Source organism: Terrisporobacter muris (assembly GCF_024621905.1).
Classification (GTDB): Bacteria; Bacillota; Clostridia; order Peptostreptococcales; family Peptostreptococcaceae; genus Terrisporobacter; species Terrisporobacter muris.
The window spans coordinates 1-18,493 of the sequence record NZ_JANKBY010000042.1 but is presented as its reverse complement, the minus strand read 5'-3'; the positions used below and the strand labels follow the sequence as shown (position 1 = coordinate 18,493).

Here is an 18,493-nt window from a genome sequence, read left to right as displayed (position 1 = left end):
GATCTCTAAAATATGTATATAATATATATTAAATAGTAGTCAAAGAAAGTCAAAAGAAAAATTTATTTAAGTGGTGATGTATATGGCTTCAATTAGTGATATAATAGAAAAATTTATTAAAAATTTAATGGAAGACAGTAATACAGTTCAAATTCAGAGGAATGAGCTTGCTAATTTGTTTGATTGTGCTCCATCTCAAATAAATTATGTTTTGACAACTCGGTTTTCAAGGGAAAAAGGATATGAAGTACAAAGCAAAAAAGGTGGAGGAGGATATGTAAAAATAGATAAGATTTCAAAATTAAATCAAGAACAAATTTTGCATATTCTACATAAAAAGATAGATAAAGAAATAACATATATACAAGGAAAAATAGTTGTTAAGTGGTTATTAGATAAAAACTTGATTAATAATAGAGAATCAAAAATAATATTATGTGCTATAGATGATAAATCTTTAAACTCACCTATACATGGATTAAATGACATAGTAAGGGCAAAAATTTTGAAAAATATGATAGAAGAATTATTTAATATAGAGGAGTGATATTATGTTATGTCAAAAGTGTCATAAAAAAACAGCATCTGTTTTTATTAGCTCCATAATAAATGGTCAAGAAACAAGAATATATTTATGTGATGATTGTGCTAAGGATTATCCATTGCTTAATTTTAACTACCAAGACCCTTTTTCTATAAAAGATGTGATGGACAAATTAAAAATGGATGAAGGTAATTCTACAGATCGAGAAAAAGAAAATTCATTAGTAACTGATAACGATTGTGAGAAAAATAATATCATATGCCCTAATTGCCATAGCACATACAATGAGTATAGACAGACAGGTAAGTTAGGTTGCAGCAGATGTTATGAAGTTTTTGAAGAGCATCTAAAACCTATAATTAAAAATATATATGGTTATGAAGAATATATAGGTAAAACACCTAAAAAAGATAATAGCCGTATGTATATAAGCAGAGAGATTAGAATTTTAAAAGAAGATTTAAATATGGCTGTTGAGAAAGAAGAATATGAAAAAGCAGCTGACATTAGAGACAAGATAAAAGAGTTAGAAGAATGCAATGAATAGGAGGAGGTACTTATGGAAGATAGCATAATTATAGGTACTAAAGTATCATTATCTAGGAATATTAATAACTATCCTTTTCCACATAAGTTAAGTCAATCAGAATCTCAAGTCATAGCAAATAAAATTAACAATATAATATTAGAATCGGAGGATTTATTTCAAGAAGATTTTATTGCATACAATATAAAAGACATTAGTCAAATAGAAAAGAATACATTGATAGAAAGAAATATTATAAGCAATAAATTTTCTACAAATGATATAGGTTCAATTATTATTAACAAAGATAAAACTAAATACATAACAGTTAATGATCAAGAACATATAAAAATTAACATATATGAAAATAAATTTAATGTGGATGAGGCTTTTATAATTGCAAATAAAATAGATGACATATTAGAAAGTAAGTTAGATTATGCTTTTGATGATAAATTAGGATATTTGACTAGTTGTCCTGTTAATGCAGGCACAGGTCTGAAAGCATCTATCATAGTTCATTTACCAATATTATCTTTACAAAGAAGAGTAGATACTTATTCCAATATTGCACATAAATTAGGAGCAAATATAAAGGGTATTTGTAATGAAAAATCAAATATATTAGGTAATATGTATGAAATAAGCAATCAATCAGTAATTGGAAGATCAGAAAAAAATATTATTGAGAGTTTAAAAAGTTTAACAAAAGATATAATAACCAAGGAAAGGGAATCTAGAACTCTAGTAAAAATGGAAGCTTCTATAGAATTAGAAGATGAGGTTTATAGAGCTTTAGGAATATTACAAAATGCAAGAATTATAACAGCATACGAGGCTATGAAACATCTATCAAATATTAAGTTAGGTATCGAAATGGATTATATTAAAGATATTAATATAGACAAAATAATTAACTTAATGAAGGGAATGAAGCCCGCCTTAAGGTTGATGTCACCTATGACTGGTGATAGTGATACAAAAAGAGCAGATTTTTTAAGAGAAGAATTTACTCTAGCAAATAGAAATAAGAAATAGGAGGGATGAAAATGTACTTCAATAGGTTTACTCAAAGAGCTAAAACTGCAATTGACTTAGGTGTGGAGTCTGCAAAGAGCTTTGGACATAAAATTGTAGGAACAGAGCATTTACTTCTAGGTCTTCTAAAAGAAAAAGATGGAATAGCAGCTAAAGTTTTAAATAAATTAGGGGTTACTGAAGATATTTTAGAAAATAAGATTATTGAAATAGAGGGCAAAAATGATATAACTGCAACTGAGGTAACATTAAGCCCTAGATCTAAACAGATACTAGAGTTATCAGGAGCTTTTGCAAATAAACTTAAGACAAATTACATAGGAACAGAACATATATTATTAGCACTTGCTCAAGAAGGTGAAGGATTGGGAATGAGAATTTTGGCATCCTTAAATATCGATTCAAGAGATATTGCTGAAAGCATTATTGATATGATGGGAATAGATAATTACTCAATTGAACCTAAAAAAGTGAATAAAGCGAATTCTACACAAGATAGTACTTCATCAAAGTTACTTGATAAGTATGGTAGAAACCTTACTGAGAGTGCTAAACAAGATAAAATAGACCCTGTAATAGGAAGAAAAAAAGAGATAGAGAGAATTATTCAAATCTTAAGCAGAAGAACAAAGAATAATCCTGTATTGATTGGGGATCCTGGAGTAGGAAAAACTGCAATAGCAGAAGGATTGGCAATTGATATAGCAGAAGGTAGAGTTCCAGATACATTAAAAGATAAGATTCTTTATACATTGGATATGGGTTCATTGTTAGCAGGAGCAAAATATAGAGGTGAATTTGAGGAAAGAATAAAACAAGTTATAGATGAGGTTATTAAGAAGGGAAATATTGTTTTATTCATAGATGAAATGCACACAATTATAGGAGCTGGAGCTACAGGAGAAGGATCTATAGATGCTTCAAATATACTAAAACCTTGTTTAGCTAGAGGAGAAATACAAGTTATAGGAGCTACAACAATAGATGAGTATAGAAAGCATGTAGAAAAGGATTCTGGATTAGAAAGAAGATTCCAATCAGTTTTAATAGAGGAACCAACAAAGGAAGATACTATAGAAATACTGAAAGGTCTTAGAGATAAATATGAAGCTCATCATAAAGTAAAAATAACAGATGAATCTATTAAAGCATCTGTAGAGTTATCCGTAAGATATATAACAGATAGATTTTTACCAGACAAAGCTATAGATTTAATAGATGAAGCAGCTTCGAAAGTTAGGTTAAAAGAAAATACGCCTCCAAAGGAGATAAAGGATTTAGAAGATAAAATAAATAGTATCAAAAAAGAAAAAGAAGAATCAGTAAGAGGTCAAAACTTTGAAAAAGCTGCAAAACTACGAGATGAACAAAGAAAGACTCAAGAACAACTAGAGAAAATTAGAGATAGATGGAATAAATCATCTAAATATGCAAATGTGGTAGATGAAGAAGTAATTGCAGAGGTTGTTGGCTTATGGACTGGAATACCGGTAAATAGAATGATGGAAGAAGAAACAGAAAGGCTACTTAAACTAGAAGATATTTTACATGAGAGGGTTATAGGTCAAGAACAAGCAATAAAATCTATTTGTACAGCTATTAGAAGAGCTAGGGCAGGTTTAAAAGACCCAAATAGACCTATTGGCTCATTTTTATTCTTAGGTCCAACTGGAGTGGGAAAAACAGAACTTAGTAAAGCATTGGCAGAAGCTGAATTTGGAGATGAAAATCAAATAGTACGTATTGATATGTCAGAATATATGGAAAAACATTCTGTATCTAGATTAATTGGATCCCCTCCTGGATATGTAGGTTATGATGAGGGAGGTCAGTTAACAGAAAAGGTTAGAAGACATCCTTATTCAGTGGTATTATTTGATGAAATAGAAAAAGCCCATCCAGATGTATTTAATATTTTATTACAGATATTAGATGATGGTAGACTAACAGACTCTAAAGGTAGAACTGTAGACTTTAAAAATACAATATTAATAATGACATCAAATGTAGGAGCAAAAACAATTAAAAAGCAAAAAACATTAGGCTTTGGAATACCGAATGCAGAAACTCAAGAAAAAGATGAATATGAAAAAATGAAAGAAAATATAATGTCTGAACTAAAAAAACAATTTAGACCTGAGTTTTTAAATAGAATAGATGACATAATAGTATTTCATTCCCTTAATAAAGATGATATATCTAAAATCGTCAAATTAATGTGTAAGACATTAATTGCAAGATTAGAAGAAATGACTATAAAATTAGAAATGGATGAAGAAGCTATAGATTTGATTGCAAAATCAGGATTTGATTTAGAATATGGAGCAAGACCGCTGAAAAGATCTATTCAAAAAGAATTAGAGAATGAGCTGTCAGAACTGATACTACAGGGAACAATAAAATCAGGCGATGTTGTTGAAGCTACTGTAAAGGAAGGTAAGATGTCTTTTGAAGTAAAATGATTTTTTATGAGATAGAGGGAGAAAAACTCCCTCTATTTTAAGGTTTAGTAAAGATTATTTTGATATATTTAACATAAATCCGAATAATATTATATGCAGATATTAACAATATATAGTACAATAAAGTAATAATAAAGCATTTAAGGGTGAATAATAATGGCAAAAATTAAAACAAAGTATGTATGCCAGTCATGTGGATATGAAACTAGTAAATGGTTAGGTAAGTGTCCAGAGTGTACAAAATGGAATACATTTGTTGAAGAAATAGAAGAAAAAAAATCTCAAAGGGAAGTTTTTGTGATAAGTAAGGGTGATTCAAAACCTATAAGCATAAATTCCATAGAGATAAAACACGAAGAAAGATTTTCTACAGAAATTGAAGAATTAGACAGGGTACTAGGTGGAGGAATTGTAAAAGGTTCCTTAGTTTTAGTAGGTGGAGATCCTGGTATAGGAAAATCAACGCTATTAATGCAAGTATCTAGAAATGTTGCCTGTTCAGGAAAAAAAGTATTATATATATCTGGAGAGGAATCACAATCTCAAATAAAAATGAGAGCTCATAGATTGGGAGTAAATACAGATAATCTATTTATTTTCTCGGAAAATAATTTAAGTATAATAGAAGCTTATTTAGATAATATAAATCCAGATTTGATAATTGTGGACTCAATACAAACTGTATATAGTCCAGAGATATCTTCAGCACCAGGAACTGTAAGCCAAATAAAAGAAGGAACATCAAGATTTATGAAAATTTCTAAGAAGATGGGAATATCTACTTTTATTGTTGGACATGTAACTAAAGAAGGTTCTTTAGCAGGACCTAAATTATTAGAACACATGGTAGATACAGTTTTATATTTTGAAGGAGAAAGGTATAATACTTATAGACTTGTTAGGGCAGTCAAAAATAGATTTGGCTCAACTAATGAATTAGGTGTATTTGAGATGAAAGATAAAGGGTTAATAGAACTTACTAATCCATCTGAAGTCCTAATCTCCGAAAAGCCTAAAGATGTATCAGGTTCAGTTATAATATCAACTGTAGAAGGAACAAGACCGATGCTTTTAGAATTACAAGCATTAGTATCTCCAACAAGTTTTGGGATTGCAAAAAGGACAGCAACAGGAGTTGACTACAATAGAGTAGCTTTATTATTAGCTGTATTAGAAAAAAGGGTAGGATTACAAATACAAAATCAAGATGTGTACATAAATGTTGTTGGAGGGATAAAAATTAACGAACCTTCAATGGATTTGGGAATAATATTATCTGTAGCTTCTAGTTTTAGGAACTTGCCTATTGATGGCGATGTGGTTGTAACAGGCGAAGTAGGGTTAACAGGCGAAGTTAGGGCTGTTAGCTATATAGAAAAAAGAATAGCTGAATGCAAAAAATTAGGATTTAAAAAGATAGTTATACCGAAAAATAATTATGCTACAGTAAAAGATATAAAGGGTATAGAAATCATACCAGTAGATAATCTAAGACAAGCTATAAACTTAGTATTAAGGGGGTGATGAATAAGAATGTATAATATCGATAATATTATGGATAATAAAAACTTACTTCATGCTCTTAGAAAAATATCTCCAGGAACTCCTCTTAGACAAGGACTTGACAATGTACTTAGAGCTAAGACTGGTGGGCTTATAGTATTGGCAAATGATGATGAAATATCTGAAATAGTAGATGGTGGGTTTAAAATAGATGCAGACTACTCTCCAGCATATTTATATGAGTTAGCCAAAATGGATGGAGCTATAGTTTTAAGTGAGGATGTAAAGACAATATTATTGGCAAATGCACAGTTAATACCTGACTATTCAATACAAACATCAGAAACAGGGACTAGACATAGAACTGCAGAGAGAGTAGCCAAGCAAACTGGTGCTATAGTAATATCTATTTCTCAAAGAAGAAATATAATTACTGTATACAGGGGAGAACAAAAATATGTAATTGAAGAAATATCAAAAATATTTACTAAGGCTAATCAAGCGTTACAAACACTAGAAAAGTATAAATCAGTTTTAGATCAGGCCATTTTAAATCTTAATTCATTTGAATTTAAAGATATGGTTACTATCTATGAAGTAGCATTAGTAGTTCAAAAAATAGAAATGGTTATGAGAATAATAAATGTAATTGAAAAGTATGTAATTGAGCTAGGTGAAGAAGGTACACTAGTAAGAATGCAGCTAGAAGAATTAATGGGAACTACTAAGAAAGATAGAATGATGATTTATATGGATTACAAAAAAGATAATGTAGAGTTAAAAGAAATTCAAAGAAAGATGAAAAGTCTAACAGATGATGAATTACTTGACTTAGTAAAAGTATCAAAAATCTTAGGTTACTCGGGCATAACTGAAAGTATGGATATGGAGATTAGACCAAAAGGATATAGAGTTTTAAATAAAATTCATAGGTTACCAAGTGCAATTATAGAGAATATTATTAATTATTTCGATGACTTTAAAAGTATTCAAGCAGCTTCAATTGAAGATTTAGATGAAGTTGAGGGAATAGGTGAAATAAGAGCAACTTATATAAAAAATGGACTTATAAAAATGGAAAGAATGGCATCTTTAGATATGCAAATATAATGTAATTTTAAGAAAAAATTAATGAAAAATTCATATATATGATGTATCATATAAATCACACACTATAGGGGGTGAAGTTTTGATAAGCAAAATAATAAGAATGTTAATATCTCTTTTAGGAGTTATAATAGGAACAACTTCATATTTAAGTCTAGAAAAAATATTTCCACAACTTAGTTTTGGAATAGATAACGCATATTTAGTAGGTATAGTAGCAGGGCTATTAGTAGGTGTACTTTTCTACTTGATAAGTCCTTGGATTTTCAATAAAGTAAGAAGATTTGTAAAAATTTTAGATACTGAAATATCTAAATATCCACAGACAGATATATTATTAGGAGTAGTAGGACTAATTGTAGGCTTAGTTATCGCCTATCTAATAGTAGGAGGGGTATTTGGACCAATTTCAGGAATGCCTTTAATCAAAACAATTTTATCTATAATAATCTATTTATTTATGGGTTATATAGGTGTAAAAATTACATTGAAAAGTAGAGAAGATTTATTTAATATTAGTAAGTTAAGTAGATTATCTGCAAATTTAGGAAAAGATAAATCAAGTAAAAAAGATAATGCTACAAAATCAATACCACCAAAAGTATTAGATACTAGCGTAATAATAGATGGTAGAATAGCAGATATCTGCAGAACTGGTTTTGTAGAAGGAAAACTTATAATACCTAAGTTTGTTTTAAATGAATTACAACATATTGCAGATTCTTCTGATGACTTAAAAAGAGTTAGAGGAAGAAGAGGTCTAGATATACTTAATATAATTCAAAAAGAGTTAGATATAGAGGTCGAAATAACTGAAAAGGATTTTGATGACATATCAGAAGTTGATAGCAAACTTCTTAAGCTTGCTCAAGTAATGAATGGAAAGGTCGTAACAAATGATTATAACCTAAACAAAGTAGCTCAATTCCAAGGTGTGGAAGTCTTAAATATAAATGAACTTGCTAATGCTGTTAAGCCTGTTGCTATACCAGGTGAAGAAATGATAGCTCAAGTTGTAAAAGAAGGTAAAGAATCTAATCAAGGAATAGCTTACTTAGATGATGGAACAATGATAGTTGTAGAAGGTGGGAAGAAACATATTGGCGAAACTATAAATGTATTAGTTACATCAGTGCTTCAGACTTCTGCAGGAAGAATGATATTTGGAAAACCTAAGAATTAATATAATAAGGACCTTCTATTCATAGAAGGTCCTTTTTTACTTACTTAATAATAAACTTTTAAATCGAAATAAGAAGAGGTGAAGTTATGAATAGCGTAGTTATCGTTAGCGCAGGTAGGGGAAGTAGAATGAAAGCAGATATAAATAAGCAATTTCTAAAAATCGGAGATAAAGAAGTAATAGCCCATACCATAGATAAATTTTATAACAATGAAAACATAGGAGAAATAATTATAGTAGTAAGAGAAGATGAAAAAGAATTTTTTCAAGAAAATGTTATAGATAAATATGGATATAAAAATATTAAGATTGCTTTTGGTGGAAAGGAAAGACAAGATTCAGTTTACAATGGACTTAAAGCACTAGATAAAAATTGTGAAATAGTTTTAATTCATGATGGTGCAAGACCTTTTGTAACTGATGAAATTATAGAAAAATCCATAGAATGCGCCCAAAAATATAACTGTGCAATAGTTGGGGTTCCTGTTAAAGACACCATAAAAATAGTGAATGAAAATAATGATGTATGTGATACTCCAAGTAGAAATAAATTATGGTCAATTCAAACTCCACAAGTTTTTGACTATTCATTAATTATGAAAGCTCATGAAAAAGCTAAAGTTGATAAATACTATGGTACAGATGATTCAATGTTGATGGAGTATTTAGGATATAATGTAAAGGTAGTAGAAGGTTCTTATAATAATATAAAAATAACTACTCCTGAAGATTTAAAAATTGCAGAGGAAATTTTAAGATAAAACTAACATAAAAAGGAGCAAATTTACATGAGAATTGGTTTAGGATACGATGTACATAAACTTGTTGAAGGAAGACCTTTAATTATAGGAGGGGTAAGCGTTCCACATGAAAAGGGACTACTTGGACACTCTGATGCAGATGTATTGATTCATGCTATAATGGATGGTATGTTAGGGGCACTTGCCTTAGGTGATATAGGTAAACACTTCCCAGATACAGATGAAAAATACAAGGGTGCAGACAGTATTAAATTATTAAAGTGTGTTAATAATTTAATAAATGAAAAAGGATATGAGATAAATAATATAGATAGCATAATAATTGCTCAAAGTCCTAAGATGGCACCATATATAGAAGAAATGAGAATAAATATTGCTCAAATACTAAATACAGATGTTGGGAATATTAGTGTGAAAGCAACTACGGAGGAGGGCCTTGGATTTACAGGTACAAAACAAGGTATTTCAGCACAAAGTATTTGTTTATTGAATAAAAAATAAATAAATTAGGTATAGTAGAAAAAGTTTATCACAAAAGCTTTTGATAAGCAGTATATTAATATTACTTACTGGATATAATAATTTTTATATAGTAAAAGACAAGAAAAATAAAACTATTTTGAAATATACACTAAAAATTATAATGATATTATTTAAAAGTTGAAGTTGACAATAAAAATAAAATGCTATATCATTAAATTATTATATTTTTAAACAACTTGAATAAGACTAAAAACAATAATAAAGAAATAGTAAAAAATGAAATCTTTACAGAGAGGGAATAGTGGTGAGAGTTCCTAAGAGGAAGTTTTTGAACCAGTCTTTTAGTATAAAAACGGTAAAAAGTTTTTACGGGTCAGGACCGTTACATCCCTTGAGAGAATCATAATATATTATGATTAATTAGAGTGGTACCGCGGAAAGTCAGCCTTTCGTCTCTATTTTTAGAGATGAAGGGCTTTTTTTATATATTTAAAGAAATTATAATTTCTAATTGCTTAAACTGCGCAAAGCAAATTTTATATTTTGAAAATAATTAAAAAATTTAGGAGGTAATTTAATATGAGAATGTCAAAAATGTTTATACCAACGTTAAAAGAAATTCCAGCTGATGCAGAGATAACAAGTCATCAGTTAATGTTAAGATCAGGGATGATTAAAAAAATGTCTTCAGGACTTTACAATCATTTACCATTAGGACTAAGAGTTTTTAAAAAAATAAGTGACATAATAAGAGAAGAGATGAATGCAAAAGATGGTAATGAAATCTTCTGTACAGGTATAATACCTGCTGAATTATGGCAAGAGTCTGGAAGATGGACTGCAATGGGACCTGAAATGTTTAGATTACAAGATAGAACAGGTAAAGATTACTGCCTTGGACCAACACATGAAGAAGTATTTACAGATATAGTAAGACAAGAAGTTAAGTCATATAAAGATCTTCCTTTAAACTTATATCAAATACAAGCTAAATATAGAGATGAAAGAAGACCTAGATTTGGTGTAATGAGAACTAAAACTTTCTTAATGAAGGATGCTTATAGTTTTGATATAGATGAAGCTGGATTAGACAAATCATACCACGATATGTTTGAAGCATACACTAATATATTCGCTAGATGTGGATTAGATAATGCACCAGTACAAGCAGATTCAGGAGCTATAGGTGGAGCTTTCTCAGCAGAATTTATGGTTAAATCAGAAGTTGGGGAAGATGAAATAGTATTCTGTAAAGAGTGTGATTATGCAGCTAATATAGAAAAAGCTGAATCAGTAAATCATGAGCCATGCAAAGAAGAAATGTTGGAGTTAGAAGAAGTTTCTACACCAGATGTAAAAACAATAGAACAATTAGAAGCGTTTATGGGAGCTGATGCAAGTAAGTTTGCAAAAACTCTAATATTTGATGCAGATGGAAAATCTGTAGCAGTAGTTGTTAGAGGAGACAGAGATGTCAATGACACAAAAGTAGCTAATGCTGTAGGTGATGTTATTGAAATGGATTTAGCAGGAGAAGAGATGGTTAAGAAAGTTACTGGTGCTGAAACAGGATTTGCTGGACCAATAGGAATAAAAGCTGATTACTTATTTATAGATCAAGAAATAGTAGATCAATCAAATTTAGTTGTTGGTGGAAATAAAACAGGATACCATATAAAAAATGCTAACTATGGAAGAGATTTTGAAGGTGTAGTAGGAGATTTCAGATCTGTACAACACGGAGATAAATGTATCAAGTGTGGTGGAGAATTAGAAATAATGAGAGGTGTTGAAGTTGGTCACATCTTTAAGTTAGGAACTAAATACTCTGAAGCAATGAACTGTACTTTCGTAGACAAAGATGGTAAATCTCAACCAATACAAATGGGATGTTATGGAATAGGTGTTGAAAGAACTGCAGCAGCTATAATAGAACAACACTATGATGAGAATGGTATAAAATGGCCTTTATCAGTAGCTCCATATCATGTTATAGTTGTACCAGTAAACATGAAAAAAGAAGAGCAAGTAGAAAATGCAGAAAAAATCTACAAGCAATTAGAAGCTATAGGTGTTGAAACTATATTAGATGATAGAGATGAGAGACCAGGATTCAAATTCAAGGATGCTGAGTTAATAGGTATACCAATGAGAATTACTGTTGGTAAAGATATAGTAGACGGAAAAGTTGAATTTGTATTAAGAGAAACTGGTGAAAAAGAATTAATAGCTGTAGAAGATATAGAATCTAGAGTTAGAGAAGAATTCAAAAAAAATAACGTAAGACTGTAATAGATTAGTTTTAGGAGGCATAAGATGAGTAATGTTAGAGTAAGATTTGCTCCGAGTCCTACAGGGTTTGTTCACATAGGTAGCTTAAGAACGGCTCTTTATAACTATTTATTCGCTAAGAAAATGGGCGGAGAATATATATTAAGAGTAGAAGATACTGACAGAACAAGACTTGTTGATGGTGCAATAGAAAATATGTTAAACGCTATGAAATGGGCTGGCGTAAATCACACAGAAGGTGTTATGTTAGATGACAATGGTAATGTGGTTCAAAAAGGTGACTGCGGACCATACATCCAATCTGAAAGACTAGATATATACCAAAAATATATACAAGAACTTTTAGATAGTGGTAAGGCTTACTACTGTTTCTGTACAAAGGAAAGATTAGATGAAGTAAGGGAAAAACAAAGAGAAGCTGGAGAAACTGCTAAATATGATGGTCACTGTAGAGACCTTTCTAAAGAAGAAGTTGAAGCTAAAATAGCAGCTGGTGAACCTTATGTTATAAGACTTAAATTACCAGAAAACCATGTTATAAAATTCATGGATGGTGTTAGAGGAGAAACCGAATTCAATACTAATGATTTAGATGATCAAGTTTTAATAAAAACTGATGGTTTCCCAACATACCACTTTGCTGTTGTAGTTGATGACCACTTAATGGGGATTACTCATGTAATAAGAGGTGAAGAATGGGTTTCTTCAACTCCTAAACATGTATACTTATATGAAGCATTTGGATGGGAAGCTCCAACATTTGTACATTTACCAAACATACTTAATAAAGAAAAGAAAAAATTAAGTAAGAGACAAGGTGATGTTGCAGTAGAAGACTTCAAGCAAAAAGGATACTTACCAGAAGGATTAGTTAACTATGTTGCGCTAGTTGGTTGGTCTCCAGAAGAAAATAAAGAAATATTCTCTATGGAAGAACTTGAACAAGCCTTCTCTATAGAAAGAGTTTCTAAGAGTGGTGGAGTATTTGACACAGAAAAATTAAACTGGGTTAACCAACACTACATGAAAGATGGAGATGATGAAGTATTAACTGCTTTAGCTATACCATTCTTAGTAGAAGCTGGATTTGTGACAGAGGAAGAAGCTAAAGAAAAGTATGATTTCTTAAAAGGAATAGTTTCAGTTTTAAAGGAAAAATTACAATATGTAAAAGAAATAACTGATCATGCTTCAATATTCTTTGGAGATACAGTTGAACTAGAAACTGAAGAATGTGGAGATTTCTTAAAATTAGAGCATATACCTACTCTAGTAGATGCTTTAATAGAAAAGCTATCTAACATGGAAGTTTTAGATGAAGCTAGCGCAAAAGCTATGCTTAAAGAAATACAAAAAGAACATGGAATAAAAGGTAAAAACTTATTTATGGGATCAAGAATAAGTTTAACAGGACAAATGCATGGTCCAGACCTTAATAAGATAATGGAAGTTATCGGAAAAGAAACTTGTTTAAACAGATTATCATATGTAAAAAATAACATATTATAATAAATAAGAATTGCTATCGAAAAGATAGCAATTCTTTTGCTTTAATTTAACAAAAGTTGAAGAATATGTTTTTTATAAAGAGTTAATTATGTATAATAATATAGTAGAGCAAATTTATTAGAAAATATTTGTATTTTCTTTAGATAATGTGAGCAAAATTAAAGTTAGAAATAAAATATATAAGGGTATAATAATATCATTGCTATACAATGGAATGAATTTATTTATAGAAAAATATTTTAAGATACATAATGAAGAGTAAACTAAATAGAAAGGAGAGATGGGAAAATGAAATTATTTAATACCATGACAAGATCAAAAGAAGAGTTTAAACCATTAGAAGAAGGAAAGGTTAAGATGTACGTTTGTGGACCAACAGTGTATAACTACATACATGTAGGTAATGCTAGACCTTTTATAATTTTTGATACATTAAGAAGATACTTAGAATATAGAGGGTATGATGTAAGCTATGTTCAAAACTTTACTGACGTAGATGACAAGATAATAAAAAGAGGTCATGAAGAAAATATAGAACCAGAAGAAGTTGCTAAAAAATATATAGAAGAATACTTTGTAGATGCTGATGGACTTGGAATAAAAAGAGCAACTGTACATCCACAAGTTACAGAAAATATAGAAGAAATAATTGAATTTGTTAAAGAATTAGAAGACAAAGGATATGCATATGCAGTAAATGGAGACGTATACTTTGATACTCAAAAATTCAATGAATATGGAAAACTTTCTGGAATAAAACAAGATGAATTAGAAGCAGGATCAAGAATAGAAGTAAATGACCAAAAAAGACATCCAATGGACTTTGTTTTATGGAAGGCTAAAAAAGAAGGTGAACCAGGATGGATGAGTCCATGGGGAGAAGGTAGACCAGGATGGCATATAGAATGTTCAGTTATGTCTCGTAGATATTTAGGGGATACTATAGATATACATGCTGGAGGTCAAGACTTAAAATTCCCTCATCATGAGAATGAAATAGCGCAAAGTGAAGCAAGAAGTGGAAAAACATTCTCAAATTACTGGATGCATAACGAATATATTAACATAAATAACGAGAAAATGAGTAAGTCAAAAGGTAACTTCTTTACAGTAAGAGATATATCAAAGCTATATGACTTAGAGATAGTGAGATTCTTTATGTTATCAACTCACTACAGAAACCCTATAAACTTTAGTGATGAAATACTAAATCAATCTAAAGCTGGACTTGAAAGATTATACAATGCAAAAGAAAGATTAGAATTTATAATAAGTAAATTAAGTGATGATGCTGAAAATGCTGAAGAGCTAAAATTAGAAGAAGAGCTAAACTCATTTAGACAAAGATTTATAGATGCTATGGATGATGACTTAAATACAGCAGATGCTGTAAGTATAATATTTGAATTAGCTAAATTTATGAACTCTAATGTAAATGAAAACTCAACTAAAGAATTTGCTAATAAAGTTTTAGCTGAGTTTAATGAGTTAACTAGTGTATTAAACGTTGTGAATAAAAAACAAGATGATATGCTAGATGAAGAAATAGAAAAATTAATAGAAGCTAGAACACAAGCTAAGAAAAATAAAGATTTTAAATTAGCTGATGAAATAAGAGATGAACTATTAGAAAAAGGTATTGTACTTGAAGACACAAGACAAGGAGTTAAATGGAGAAGGGCATAAAAATGGATAAAACACAACTAGTGACTATGTCACCTTTGGTATTAGCTTATTTGGGAGACACTGTATATGAATCTTATATAAGAGAGTATTTAATAAGAGATAACTGTAATAAAAAGGTTAATGATTTACACAAAACGGCAATCAAATACTCGAATGCAAAAGCTCAAGCATCTATAATACATGGTATGATGGAAGAGTTTACAGAAGAAGAAACTAGAATATACAAACGAGGAAGAAATCAAAAATCTCATACATCTCCTAAAAATGCAGACATTATAGATTATAAATGTGCAACTGGGTTTGAAGCTCTAGTAGGATATCTATATTTAAAAGAAGACAAAGAAAGACTTGAATATATAGTATATAAAGGAATTTCTATAATAGAAAGTAATATGTAACAAAAAAAGTATTGCCACTTGTGCAATACTTTTTTATTTAGTTGGTAAACCTATTGAAATAGAGAGAATTAAATGCTACTTTTTAAAATATTCCATAAATTATATGGTAATATAGTATAATATATTTATAACAATAGAACTAGGAGGTAAATATATGAAGGTAAAACTATTAGCACATACTCCACAACCTGAAAAGGTAATAGCTATGGCAGCTAAACTTTGTTATTCTCCAGTTGGAGTGGATGAAATAGAACAAAATTTAAGTGATGAAAGCGTGGAAAAGTTTTTAAATATGTTGATTAATATGGGACATGAATCTCCGTTAGAGCATGTAACATTTACATTTGGAATAGAAGGAATATCTAGGAGTTGTTCTCACCAAATAGTAAGACATAGAATAGCGAGTTTTTCTCAGCAAAGTCAAAGGTATGTTAAGCTAGATCAGTTTGAGTACATTATTCCTCCACAAATTGAAAAAATAGAAGAAGCTAAAGAAATCTTTATTCAGTCTATGAAAAAAGACCAAGAAGATTACGATAAATTAGTTGATATACTATTTAAAAAGCATTATAACAATTTACTTGAAAAAGGTAAAAACGAAAAACAAGCAAAATCCCAAGCAGAAAAAATAGCAATTGAAGATGCAAGGTATGTATTTCCTAATGCTTGTGAAACAAAGATGGTACTTACCATGAATATAAGAAGTTTATACAACTTCTTTGATCATAGATGTTGTGAAAGAGCACAATGGGAAATAAGGGAACTTGCAGTCGAAATGTTAAGACAAGTAAAAGCAGTAGCGCCAGTATTATTTAAAAAATGTGGACCGAGATGTGTTTCAGGGCCATGTACTGAAGGTAAAATGAGTTGCGGTGAAATAGTCAGCATAAGGGAAAAATTCAAAAATTTATAGGCGGTGAACGAAATTGACAAATATAGAGGGAAGAAATCCCGTAATTGAAGTTTTAAAAAGCGACAGACAAATAGATAAAATAATGATCGCAAATGGAGCTAAAGAAGGTTCTATAAAAAAGATAATAGGAATGGCTAAGGACAAAAACATAGTTGTACAGTATGTGAATAAAAGTAAGTTAGATGAAATAAGTACAAGTCATGCGCACCAAGGTGTAATAGCTATTGTAAGTGATTATAAATATTATGAATTAGAAGAATTAATAGAAAAAGCAAAAAGCACAAATGAAGATATGTTCTTTATAATATTAGATGAAATTACTGATCCACATAATTTAGGGACAATAATAAGAACAGCAGATGCTGTTGGAGCTCATGGAGTTATAATACCAAAGAGAAGATCTGTACATATTACTCCTGTTGTGGCCAAAGCATCTGCAGGAGCTGTAGAATATGTACCTGTTTGTAAAGTAACCAATATAGTCAATACAATAAAAAGATTAAAAGAAGAAGGTCTTTGGATAGCTGCGGCAGATATGGACGGAGAAGTTTTCTATGAGCAAAACTTAACAGGTCCCCTTGGGTTAGTTATAGGAAGTGAAGGATTTGGTATATCTAGGCTAGTTAAACAAAATTGTGACTTCACTGTAAAAATGCCAATGACAGGTAATGTTACATCACTGAATGCCTCTGTAGCAGGCGGAATACTTCTTTATGAAATATTTAGGCAAAGAAATAAAGGCTAAATGTTAGAAAAATGAGGAGACATAATAGAAATTCTTATTTAATAATAGATGGTTACAATATTATAAACGCATGGGATAATTTAAAAGAAATATCTAAAGATGATTTAGAAGGTGCCAGAGAAAAACTAATTCATTACATTATTGAATATGCACAATATACTGGTAAAAAAGCAATCATAGTATTTGATGCTTATAATGTAAAAAACTCTAAAGAAAAAATAGAAGAGAGAAAGTATATAACTATAGTATATACAAAAGAACATCAAACAGCAGATAGTTATATAGAAAAATATATAAGTTCATTATCAAAATATGATGATATAGAAGTTGCTACTAGTGACTATGCAGAACAACAAATTATTTTAGGAAAAGGGGCTTCAAGAGTATCTGCAAGAGAGTTAAAACTCTATGTAGACAGTGCAATAGGAAAAATTAAAGAAGAACAAGAGAAACGTCAGCAAAAAATACAACGAAATTTCTTGGAGGAACGGTTAGACAAAGAGATATTGTCGAAACTTGAGAACATTCGTAGAAAGCATTGAAAACACTAAGTTTCGTAAGCTATAATATACTTATGAAACTTTTAATTGGGGGAGATTTTAATGTTAGTAGCTAATGATAATGATTACAAAGGATTGGATAATAATCAGCAAGATGAGTACAATATTGTATTAAAAGCAAGCAATGGGGATAAAATAGCATTAGAATATATTATTACAAAATATAAGAACTTTGTTAAAGCAAAGGCAAAATCCTACTTTTTAGTAGGTGCTGATAAAGAAGATATAATTCAAGAGGGCATGATAGGTCTGTATAAGGCTGTAAGAGACTTTGATGGAAGTAAGACTAATTCATTTAAGTGTTTTGCAGAAATTTGTATAACTAGGCAGATAATAACTGCAATTAAAACTGCCACAAGACAAAAACATATACCTCTTAATTCATATGTATCTTTAAATAAGCCTATTTATGATGAAGAGTCAGATAGAACTCTTTTAGACATAATAGCAACGAGTATAGTTACTGATCCAGAGGAACTAATAATAAGTAAAGAAGAACTAAGAAATATAGAAACTAAAATGAATGAACTTCTTAGTGATTTGGAACTTGAAGTGTTGGAATTATACTTAAATGGTAAGTCTTATCAATATATTGCGGACAAGCTTGATAGAGATGTTAAATCAATAGATAATGCTCTTCAAAGAGTCAAGAGAAAATTGGAAAAACATCTTGAAAACAGGAATGATTAATAGTAAAATACTTAACATAAGCTTATAGTAAGCATTTTAATCTATATTTAAATACAACAGGAGGTATTTTAAAATGGCTAAGGCTAAATTTGA

General features: G+C 29.9%; 17 protein-coding genes and 1 other annotated feature. All 17 genes read left to right on the top strand.

The genetic code is table 11. The annotated features are described in order from the left end of the window. Window positions 1-82: 82 nt before the first annotated feature. The 17 genes from NSA58_RS05485 to sigH all read left to right on the top strand — a co-directional run bounded on the left by NSA58_RS05485 (window position 83) and on the right by sigH (window position 18,400). The gene (locus tag NSA58_RS05485) at window positions 83-547 is read left to right on the top strand and encodes a CtsR family transcriptional regulator (RefSeq protein ID WP_039680364.1); all 465 of its coding nucleotides are present in this window, start codon (window positions 83-85) and stop codon (window positions 545-547) included. A gap of 4 nt (window positions 548-551) precedes the next feature. Beyond that, window positions 552-1,091 (top strand): UvrB/UvrC motif-containing protein, encoded by a 540-nt coding sequence (locus tag NSA58_RS05480; RefSeq protein ID WP_039680363.1) that lies wholly within the window; start codon window positions 552-554, stop codon window positions 1,089-1,091. Between the two features lie 12 nt (window positions 1,092-1,103). After that, complete coding sequence (locus NSA58_RS05475; protein WP_039680362.1) at window positions 1,104-2,108, top strand: hypothetical protein; 1,005 nt, start codon at window positions 1,104-1,106, stop codon at window positions 2,106-2,108. Between the two features lie 11 nt (window positions 2,109-2,119). Next, entirely contained in the window at window positions 2,120-4,570 is a 2,451-nt protein-coding gene (locus tag NSA58_RS05470; RefSeq protein ID WP_139045092.1) for an ATP-dependent Clp protease ATP-binding subunit, read from the top strand. A 156-nt stretch (window positions 4,571-4,726) separates the two neighbouring features. Continuing rightward, on the top strand, window positions 4,727-6,094 hold the full coding sequence (gene radA, locus NSA58_RS05465) for a DNA repair protein RadA (protein WP_039680360.1): 1,368 nt from the start codon (window positions 4,727-4,729) through the stop codon (window positions 6,092-6,094). 18 nt (window positions 6,095-6,112) lie between these two features. Continuing rightward, window positions 6,113-7,183 carry a DNA integrity scanning diadenylate cyclase DisA gene (gene disA, locus NSA58_RS05460; RefSeq protein WP_334291551.1) on the top strand — a complete coding sequence of 357 codons (1,071 nt, stop codon included), beginning with the start codon at window positions 6,113-6,115 and terminating at the stop codon, window positions 7,181-7,183. A gap of 79 nt (window positions 7,184-7,262) precedes the next feature. Continuing rightward, window positions 7,263-8,363, top strand: coding sequence for a PIN/TRAM domain-containing protein (locus NSA58_RS05455; protein ID WP_039680359.1), 1,101 nt, complete (start codon window positions 7,263-7,265; stop codon window positions 8,361-8,363). Window positions 8,364-8,449: 86 nt separating this feature from the next. Continuing rightward, the gene (ispD, locus tag NSA58_RS05450; RefSeq protein ID WP_039680358.1) at window positions 8,450-9,124 is read left to right on the top strand and encodes a 2-C-methyl-D-erythritol 4-phosphate cytidylyltransferase; all 675 of its coding nucleotides are present in this window, start codon (window positions 8,450-8,452) and stop codon (window positions 9,122-9,124) included. 27 nt (window positions 9,125-9,151) lie between these two features. Next, entirely contained in the window at window positions 9,152-9,625 is a 474-nt protein-coding gene (ispF, locus tag NSA58_RS05445; protein WP_039680357.1) for a 2-C-methyl-D-erythritol 2,4-cyclodiphosphate synthase, read from the top strand. 228 nt (window positions 9,626-9,853) lie between these two features. Next, window positions 9,854-10,067: a binding site (T-box leader), on the top strand. A 119-nt stretch (window positions 10,068-10,186) separates the two neighbouring features. Then, window positions 10,187-11,899, top strand: a complete 1,713-nt coding sequence (locus NSA58_RS05440) for a proline--tRNA ligase (RefSeq protein WP_074080193.1) — start codon at window positions 10,187-10,189, stop codon at window positions 11,897-11,899. Window positions 11,900-11,923: 24 nt separating this feature from the next. Beyond that, window positions 11,924-13,408 (top strand): glutamate--tRNA ligase, encoded by a 1,485-nt coding sequence (gene gltX, locus NSA58_RS05435; protein ID WP_039680355.1) that lies wholly within the window; start codon window positions 11,924-11,926, stop codon window positions 13,406-13,408. A gap of 288 nt (window positions 13,409-13,696) precedes the next feature. Next, complete coding sequence (gene cysS / locus NSA58_RS05430) at window positions 13,697-15,094, top strand: cysteine--tRNA ligase (protein WP_039680354.1); 1,398 nt, start codon at window positions 13,697-13,699, stop codon at window positions 15,092-15,094. Then, window positions 15,079-15,492, top strand: a complete 414-nt coding sequence (locus tag NSA58_RS05425; protein WP_039680353.1) for a Mini-ribonuclease 3 — start codon at window positions 15,079-15,081, stop codon at window positions 15,490-15,492. Before cysS ends, NSA58_RS05425 begins: the two co-directional genes overlap by 16 nt. 154 nt (window positions 15,493-15,646) lie before the next feature. Then, entirely contained in the window at window positions 15,647-16,405 is a 759-nt protein-coding gene (gene thyX, locus NSA58_RS05420; RefSeq protein WP_074080192.1) for an FAD-dependent thymidylate synthase, read from the top strand. A 13-nt stretch (window positions 16,406-16,418) separates the two neighbouring features. Continuing rightward, a complete protein-coding gene (gene rlmB, locus NSA58_RS05415) occupies window positions 16,419-17,150 on the top strand; it encodes a 23S rRNA (guanosine(2251)-2'-O)-methyltransferase RlmB (protein WP_039680351.1) in 732 nt (243 codons plus the stop codon). An 11-nt stretch (window positions 17,151-17,161) separates the two neighbouring features. Next, window positions 17,162-17,692 carry an NYN domain-containing protein gene (locus NSA58_RS05410; protein ID WP_039680350.1) on the top strand — a complete coding sequence of 177 codons (531 nt, stop codon included), beginning with the start codon at window positions 17,162-17,164 and terminating at the stop codon, window positions 17,690-17,692. A 60-nt stretch (window positions 17,693-17,752) separates the two neighbouring features. After that, window positions 17,753-18,400, top strand: a complete 648-nt coding sequence (gene sigH, locus NSA58_RS05405; protein ID WP_039680349.1) for an RNA polymerase sporulation sigma factor SigH — start codon at window positions 17,753-17,755, stop codon at window positions 18,398-18,400. Window positions 18,401-18,493 lie beyond the last annotated feature (93 nt).